Below are 6,554 nucleotides of genomic sequence, written 5' to 3' on the forward strand. Positions count from 1 at the left end.
CGTCCGGCCTACGACGAGACGCTGTCCCCAGGGCTGCCCGCGGGCCTCAACCTGGGCCGCCAGCTCGCGTGGCTGCAGGCGCGCTTTCCGGACGCCTTCGTCCGCGCACGCCACGTCCTCACGTATCCGCAATACTGGGCATGGAAGCTGTGCGGCACGGCCGCGTCGGAAGCGACGTCGCTGGGCTGTCACACGGACCTGTGGGATCCGCGCCGGCAGACATGGTCCAGCCTGGTCGCCCGGATGGGCTGGACGGCACTGATGCCGCCGCTGACGCCCGCGCACGCGGCGCTGGGCACGGTGCGCCCCGACGTCGCGGCCGCGACCGGCCTGCCGGCCGATTGCGCGGTCCTGTGYGGCATCCACGACAGCAATGCGTCGCTGCTGCGCTACCTCGGCACGGACGGYGACGCGCCGCGCACCGTGCTGTCGACGGGCACGTGGATGATCGCGGCCGCCTTCGGCGCCAGCCTGGACGGCCTCTCCGAGCACGCCGACATGCTGGCCAACACGAATGCGCTGGGCCAGCCCGTCGCCTGCATGCGCTTCATGGGCGGGCGCGAATTCGCCGAGCTGGCGGGCGCCGCGCCCACGCCGTGCGGCATGGATGACATCGAACGCCTGATCGCGCGCGGGACGCTGGCGCTGCCCTGCTTCGCCGCCACGGGCGGGCCGTTCGCGGGCCGGGCCGGCAGCATCGCCGGGCCCGCGCCCGCGGATGCGCGCGAACGCTATGCGCTGGCCACGCTGTACTGCGTGCTGATGACGGATTACTCCCTGGATGCGCTGGGCGCGGCCGGACCGCTGGCCGTCGAAGGAAGTTTTACCGCCAACCCCTGGTTCGGACCGTTGCTGGCGGCATTGCGACCGCAGCAGGCCGTTTCGTATTCGGACGACGCGAGCGGGACGACGTGCGGGGGATGGATGCTGCGTTATCGCGCTGCGCCGCCGCCGGGCGGCAGCACGGCGATCGCGGCACGGGCTCCGGTTGGACTGGAGGCGTATCGAGCAAGGTGGCAACACGCGTTATCGTAGGGTGAGCACCCCGTGCCCACGCGGACGTTTGCGGTCCGCCAGCATCCGCGTGGGCGGAGGCCGCCCACCCTACTTAAACCCGCGAGGCCTCGTAACTGACGCCCTCGGCCACGACGTTGCCGGCCGTCCGGTTCAATCGCACGATCAGGTCCTGCAACGGCAACGGCCGGCAATACAGGTAACCCTGCATGCACGGCTTGCCATTCTCGGCGAGGAAGCGTGCCTGCGCTTCCGTCTCGATGCCTTCCGCCACGACGCGCAGCCCCAGGTGGTCCGCCATCGCGAGGATGGTCTGGACGATCGCCGTGCCGTTCGCGTCGTGCGGCGTGTCGCGCATGAAGCTCTTGTCGATCTTCAGCTCGTACAGCGGCATCTTCTTCAGGTAGCCCAGGCTCGAATATCCCGTACCGAAATCGTCGATCGAGAAGCGGATGCCGAGCGCCGCCAGTTCGCGCATCTTGGCCGTAATCCCATCGAAGTCTTCGACCAGCAAGCCTTCCGTCACCTCGAACACGAAGGCGTGCGGCGCCACGCCCGACTCGTCGAACGCGGCGCGCACCTGGGCGACGAATTCGGGCTGGCGGAACTGGCGCGGGCTGACGTTGACGGACAGCTGCAGCGGATGCCCGGCCTCCTCGAGCGCCAGCCGCGCCATGCAAGCCTGGCGCAGCACCCACTGTCCGAGCTGGACGATCAGGCCGGTCGTCTCCGCCACGGGGATGAAGACGTCGGGCGGGACAAAGGTGCCGTCGGCGCGGCGCCAGCGCATCAGCATTTCCGCGCCCACCGGGCTGCCGTCATGGTCGACCTGCAGTTGCAGGTGCATGGAGAGCTCGCCGTTGTCGAGCGCCGCCGACAGGTCGCGGCCCAGCGTGAGCTGGCGCTCCGCAGCCGCCAGCATCGGGGTCGCGAACACGGCCACGCCGTTGCGGCCCGCCGCCTTGGCGTGGTACATCGCGAGGTCGGCGTCGCGCATCAGGTCGGCGACGGACTGGCCGGGGCGCGTCGGCAGCGCGACGCCGATACTGGCCGTCGAGTGGTAGTTCTGGTCGTCGATGCTGACGTCATCCGCCAGCGCGGTGCGCACCTTGTCCGACACGGCCAGCGCGGCGGTCGTGGCGGCGCCCAGGTCGGTGCCGAGGCCTTCCAGCAGCACGACGAATTCGTCGCCGCCGAGGCGCGCCACCGTGTCGCCCTTGCGCACCACATGGGAGAGGCTCTTCGCCGTGTGCTTGAGCAGCGCGTCGCCCGTTGCATGGCCGCGCGCATCGTTCACGTGCTTGAAGTTGTCCAGGTCGATGTACAGCACGGCACCCAGCCCGCGGCCGGCATTCGCTGCCGCCACCATGGCATCGAGGCGCTCCGTGATCAGGCGCCGGTTCGGCAGGCCCGTGAGCACGTCATAGTACGCGAGGCGGTGGATCGCATCGGCCGAGTGACGCCGCTCCGTGATGTCGCGGCCGACGACGACCCAGTGGCTGATCTTCCCGTGGTCGTCCGTGAACGGCATCAGTTCCACCTCGACCCAGTACGGGTCGCCCGTCTTGGTGTAGTTGACCATCTCCGCCGTCGCCGCCTGCCCGTTGCGCATCGCCTCGACGATGCGCTCGACGACAGCCGGATCCGTTCCGGGCCCATGCAATACGCGCATGCTGCGGCCGACGATCTCCGCATCGCTATAACCCGTGCGGCGCTGGAACGCCTCGTTGGAAAAGATGATGGGCTGCTCGCGGTCGGGCGGCTCGACGGCGCGCGCGATCAGGACCATGTCGTTCAGGCGCGCCAGCGCGGCCGACGTGAGGCGCAGCTCGGCGTTCAGCGCGTGCAGCGCATCCTGGCCGCTCTCCAGCGACTTGGCGAACCCGCGCACGTCCTCCAGCGAGCGCGCCAGACCGTTCAGCATCGTGCCGCAGGTGACCGTCAGCAGCGCGCCGACGCAGGTGAAGTTCAGCGTGACGAGCACCGCCGTCATGACGGGATCGTGGCCCATGTTAGCCAACGTGGCCGGGAAATGGATCATGCCGAGGAGGAGAATGATGGCGCTGGTCGCGAGCGCCACCAACGCCTGCCGCGTGCCGAGCAGGACGGCCGCCATCACGGGCGGCGCAATCAGGTAGTTCTGGCTGACCGGTCCCACCTTCAGCATGAGACCGATGGCCACCAGGTAGATGATGGCCAGGAAGTTCAGGACGCGGAGCCTATACGGCATGCGCTCCATGCGCCACAGGGCGAACAGCCACGCGATCGCGGCGCCATCCATCGCAGCGACCGTCCATACGCCATGGCGCAGGACGACGACCACAACCGGAATCGCGGCAATCGTACCCAGGACAAGCACTATCGACAACAGACGCGAGAAAATCCGAGCGCGCCATTTTGCGATATCGTCTAACCCTTGCATCACCCTTACCTCGCGCGCACCAGGCGTTTATGCATCCCGGTTGTATTCTCGTGAGGCAACATTGTAAGTGCCGGAGCGACGCCTGTCACGTCGCACACTACAAGGTGTTGCGGCATTGTGACTTTCGGTTCAAAGTTTTGTCTCGGATTTGCCGATTACCGCGTCCGAAGACGGGCCGCCGCGCACCGCACGCAAGGTAACGAGACGCACGGGCTCGAGCGCGTTGCCCGGCTGCCCATCCGTCGTCACGGCCAGCGCGACCGTGTTCTCGCCCTGCGGATCCAGGATGCCAGGCGGAATCACGAACACGCGCTGCGGCCCCACGTGGGCGATGAACTGTCCCATGTTCCAGCCGTTGACGAAGATCAAGACACGAGTTTCACGATCCGAGCGTGGTCTGGACGTATCACCAAATACTAGGCCCAACTGCACGTCGTGACCTTGCGGCAGCGCAAGCTTTACGCGCGTGCGCAGCCAGTAGGTGCCGGGCCCCGGTGGCGCGTCGCCCGGCCGCGCGCGCGTCCAGCCGCGGTCGGGAGCGCCGGGCAGGTGCCAGCCCGCGCGCTCGCCGTACAGGCCCCCGTCGTTCAGCGGGCCGCGCACCGGGTCCGTACCGTCCTCGCCGCCGCGGTTGCCCTGCAGGCGCCAGCGGATGGGCACGGCGTGGCGACGGCCCCCCTGCGCCGCCAGCGACGCCGCGATCAGGCCGCGCGCCTCGCGGTGCGCATCGTCCGCCATCAGGTCCCAGTTGTGCGAATCGTTGCGCACCATGACGGCGACGACGTGCGGACCCGGCGCCAGCCTGCCGAGGTCGAAACGCACGGTGTCCGTCGTCTCCGGGAATGCGCGGCCCGTATCCAGTTCGTGCTGGCCCAGGAAGCGGCCGTCGATCCAGGCCTGCAGCATGCCCGCGCCGCCACCGCCGTAGAACAGGTCCAGCCGATTCGTGCCTTTCGCGACGATGTCGAAACGCCCGCGATACCACACGTCGCCGTGGTGAAAGCCATAGTCGCTCATGGCCAGGGTGGGCTGGCCGCGCTCGGGCAGGGTCCACGTCTGCGCGGCGGACGCGCGTGCATCCGCCTGCACCCAGTCATGGTCGTCGAATCCCGGCTGCGCTTCCGGGCTGTCCATGCGTCGCATCCACGCGATCTTGCCCAGGTCCGGCAACGTCACCCGCGCCGGACCGGCCAGCGTGCCGGCGCGCAGGCTGCCGTCCGGCTGGCGCGTCAGTTGCAGCGCCACGCCGTCGAACGTGGCGGCCGCGATGTCCGGCCCCCATATCTCGAGCGGAGTGTCGGCATCCGTGTCGCCCTCGAGGTGCAGCCGGCCGCCGTCGACACGCGCACCGCGCACCAGCGCCGGCGTCAGTTCGAGAACGGCGCCCGCCGGCGTCTCCTGCATCCAGAAGCCCTGCGACGTCGCCTCGTCCGCGATCAGCAACAGCAGCGGCGCCCGCCCTCCGCCCGTGATGCGCACGCGCGCCAGGCCCGCATGCATGTACGCGAGCTTCAGGTCGCCGCGCGCGGCGTCGAACGTGGAGCGCACGGCGCCCGCCAGCACTTCCACCTGCGGGGCCGACGCATAGCGCAACACCGTCTCGCCGGCCTCGCCGTCGCGGCCGTGCACCAGGACGAGGTCACGCTCCTTGTCCTGCATGCGCGCCTGCAGCTCCGACGTCGAATACACGAGATGCTGGCGTTCGATGTCCCAGTCGGCCAGCAGCATCTTCGCGTCCTGCCCGTTCAGGCGCGACGCGATCGTGTAGCGGCCGTCGCGCGTCTCCAGCGCGAACGAGAACGCATCGTCCGTCAGCAGGTCGGACGGGCCGTGCACGGCGAACAGCACGTGCGCGCCCAGTTCCGTGTTGACGTTGTGGTACAGCCTGACCCGTGGCGACGTGGTGCGGATCTCCGGTCCCTTGTCCATGTGCGCCAGCACGGGCGCGGCCGCGCGCACGAACATGCCCTGCTGCTTCAGCGCCAGCGCTTTCGGGCGCAGGCCGCGGTCCTCCGCGATCGGCGCGCCGTAGTCGTAGGACGTGTACACGATCGGCCCCGGCAGCCATCCCCACGACGTGCCGCCGAACGCCATGTAGATATTGTGGATCGTGATGCGGTTGACGAGATTCGTCCCGTAGAACACACGCTGGTAACCCTTGCCCTGGCGCTCGGCCGTGCAGCCGTACGTGCCATTGGAGCCCCAGTAGTCGAACCAGCCGGCGCCCACCTCGGCCGCGAAACCGGGCGTATCCGGAGAGCTGAGTGCCCCCGCCTTCGGCCCCGGCGCCGCGTAGATGCCCCAGTCGGGGGCCTTGTTCGGCCCCGCAGGGTTCGCATGCACGTCGCAGCTGCCGCCCGGATAGCCGTCGAATGCATACAGATCCGTCGGCCCCGGATTCGCCCACGGCGCGCTGGAAGCGCGCGGCGTCCAGTCGGGCAGCCGGCCGGCCGCGTTGTGGAAGAACGGTACCGTGATGCCGTCCGCGCGCGCCTTCGCGGCCAGGTGTTCCATCTGGCGCACGTGCTTCGGCTCGACCTTGCCCAGTTCGTTCTCGAGCTGGTAGGCGATGACCGTGCCGCCGCCCGTCGTCACCTGGTGGCGCGCGATGATGGCGTCGACCTGCGTCATCCACTCGTCGACGGCCGCAAGGTACGCGGGATCGTCCGTGCGCGCTTCTGCACGGTTGCGCATCATCCAGCCGGGAAAGCCGCCGCCGGACAGCTCCGCATTCACGTACGGCCCCGTGCGCGCGATCACGTACATGCCTTCTTCTTCCGCCATCTCGAGGGCCCGCTCGACGTTGCGCACGCCGGAGAAATCGTACACGCCGGGCGCCGGCGAATGATAGGCCCAGTCGAAATAGAACGACACGGCGTTGAAGCCGAGCGCCTTCATCTTCTGGATCACGTCGCGCCAGCGTTCCGGGTCCGGCAGGCGGAACGGGTGAATCTCGCCCGACCAGACGACGACCCGCTCGCCACCGATGCGCAGCGAATACTTGTCCCACGTGACCGCCCGCGGCGCGCGCACGCAGCGCGTCGCGGCATCCAGGTCCGCGCGCCGTTCGGCCAGCAGGTCGGGCGCACCGACGGCGGTCGCCACGCCGGCGAGCCGG

General features: G+C 69.2%; 3 protein-coding genes. 1 reads left to right on the forward strand and 2 read right to left on the reverse strand.

All coding sequences use genetic code 11. The features are described from left to right. The coding region (locus AC1DYX_RS25920; protein WP_477264232.1) for an FGGY family carbohydrate kinase at positions 1 to 1,035 on the forward strand (1,035 nt) is incomplete at its 5' end. A 73-nt stretch (positions 1,036 to 1,108) separates the two neighbouring features. Here AC1DYX_RS25920 and AC1DYX_RS25925 read toward each other — a convergent pair. Next, positions 1,109 to 3,436, reverse strand: coding sequence for a putative bifunctional diguanylate cyclase/phosphodiesterase (locus AC1DYX_RS25925; protein WP_477264234.1), 2,328 nt, complete (start codon positions 3,434 to 3,436; stop codon positions 1,109 to 1,111). Positions 3,437 to 3,565: 129 nt separating this feature from the next. Next, positions 3,566 to 6,554 (reverse strand): beta-galactosidase (locus AC1DYX_RS25930; RefSeq protein ID WP_477264236.1); only part of this gene is annotated, 2,989 nt, incomplete at its 5' end.

It is taken from the genome of Massilia sp. P2_C2, from assembly GCF_056404615.1.

Bases quoted from the DNA above. Each gene is read 5' to 3' on its own strand.
- AC1DYX_RS25925 (WP_477264234.1), bottom strand. From the start codon at position 3,436: ATGCAAGGGTTAGACGATATCGCAAAATGGCGCGCTCGGATTTTCTCG.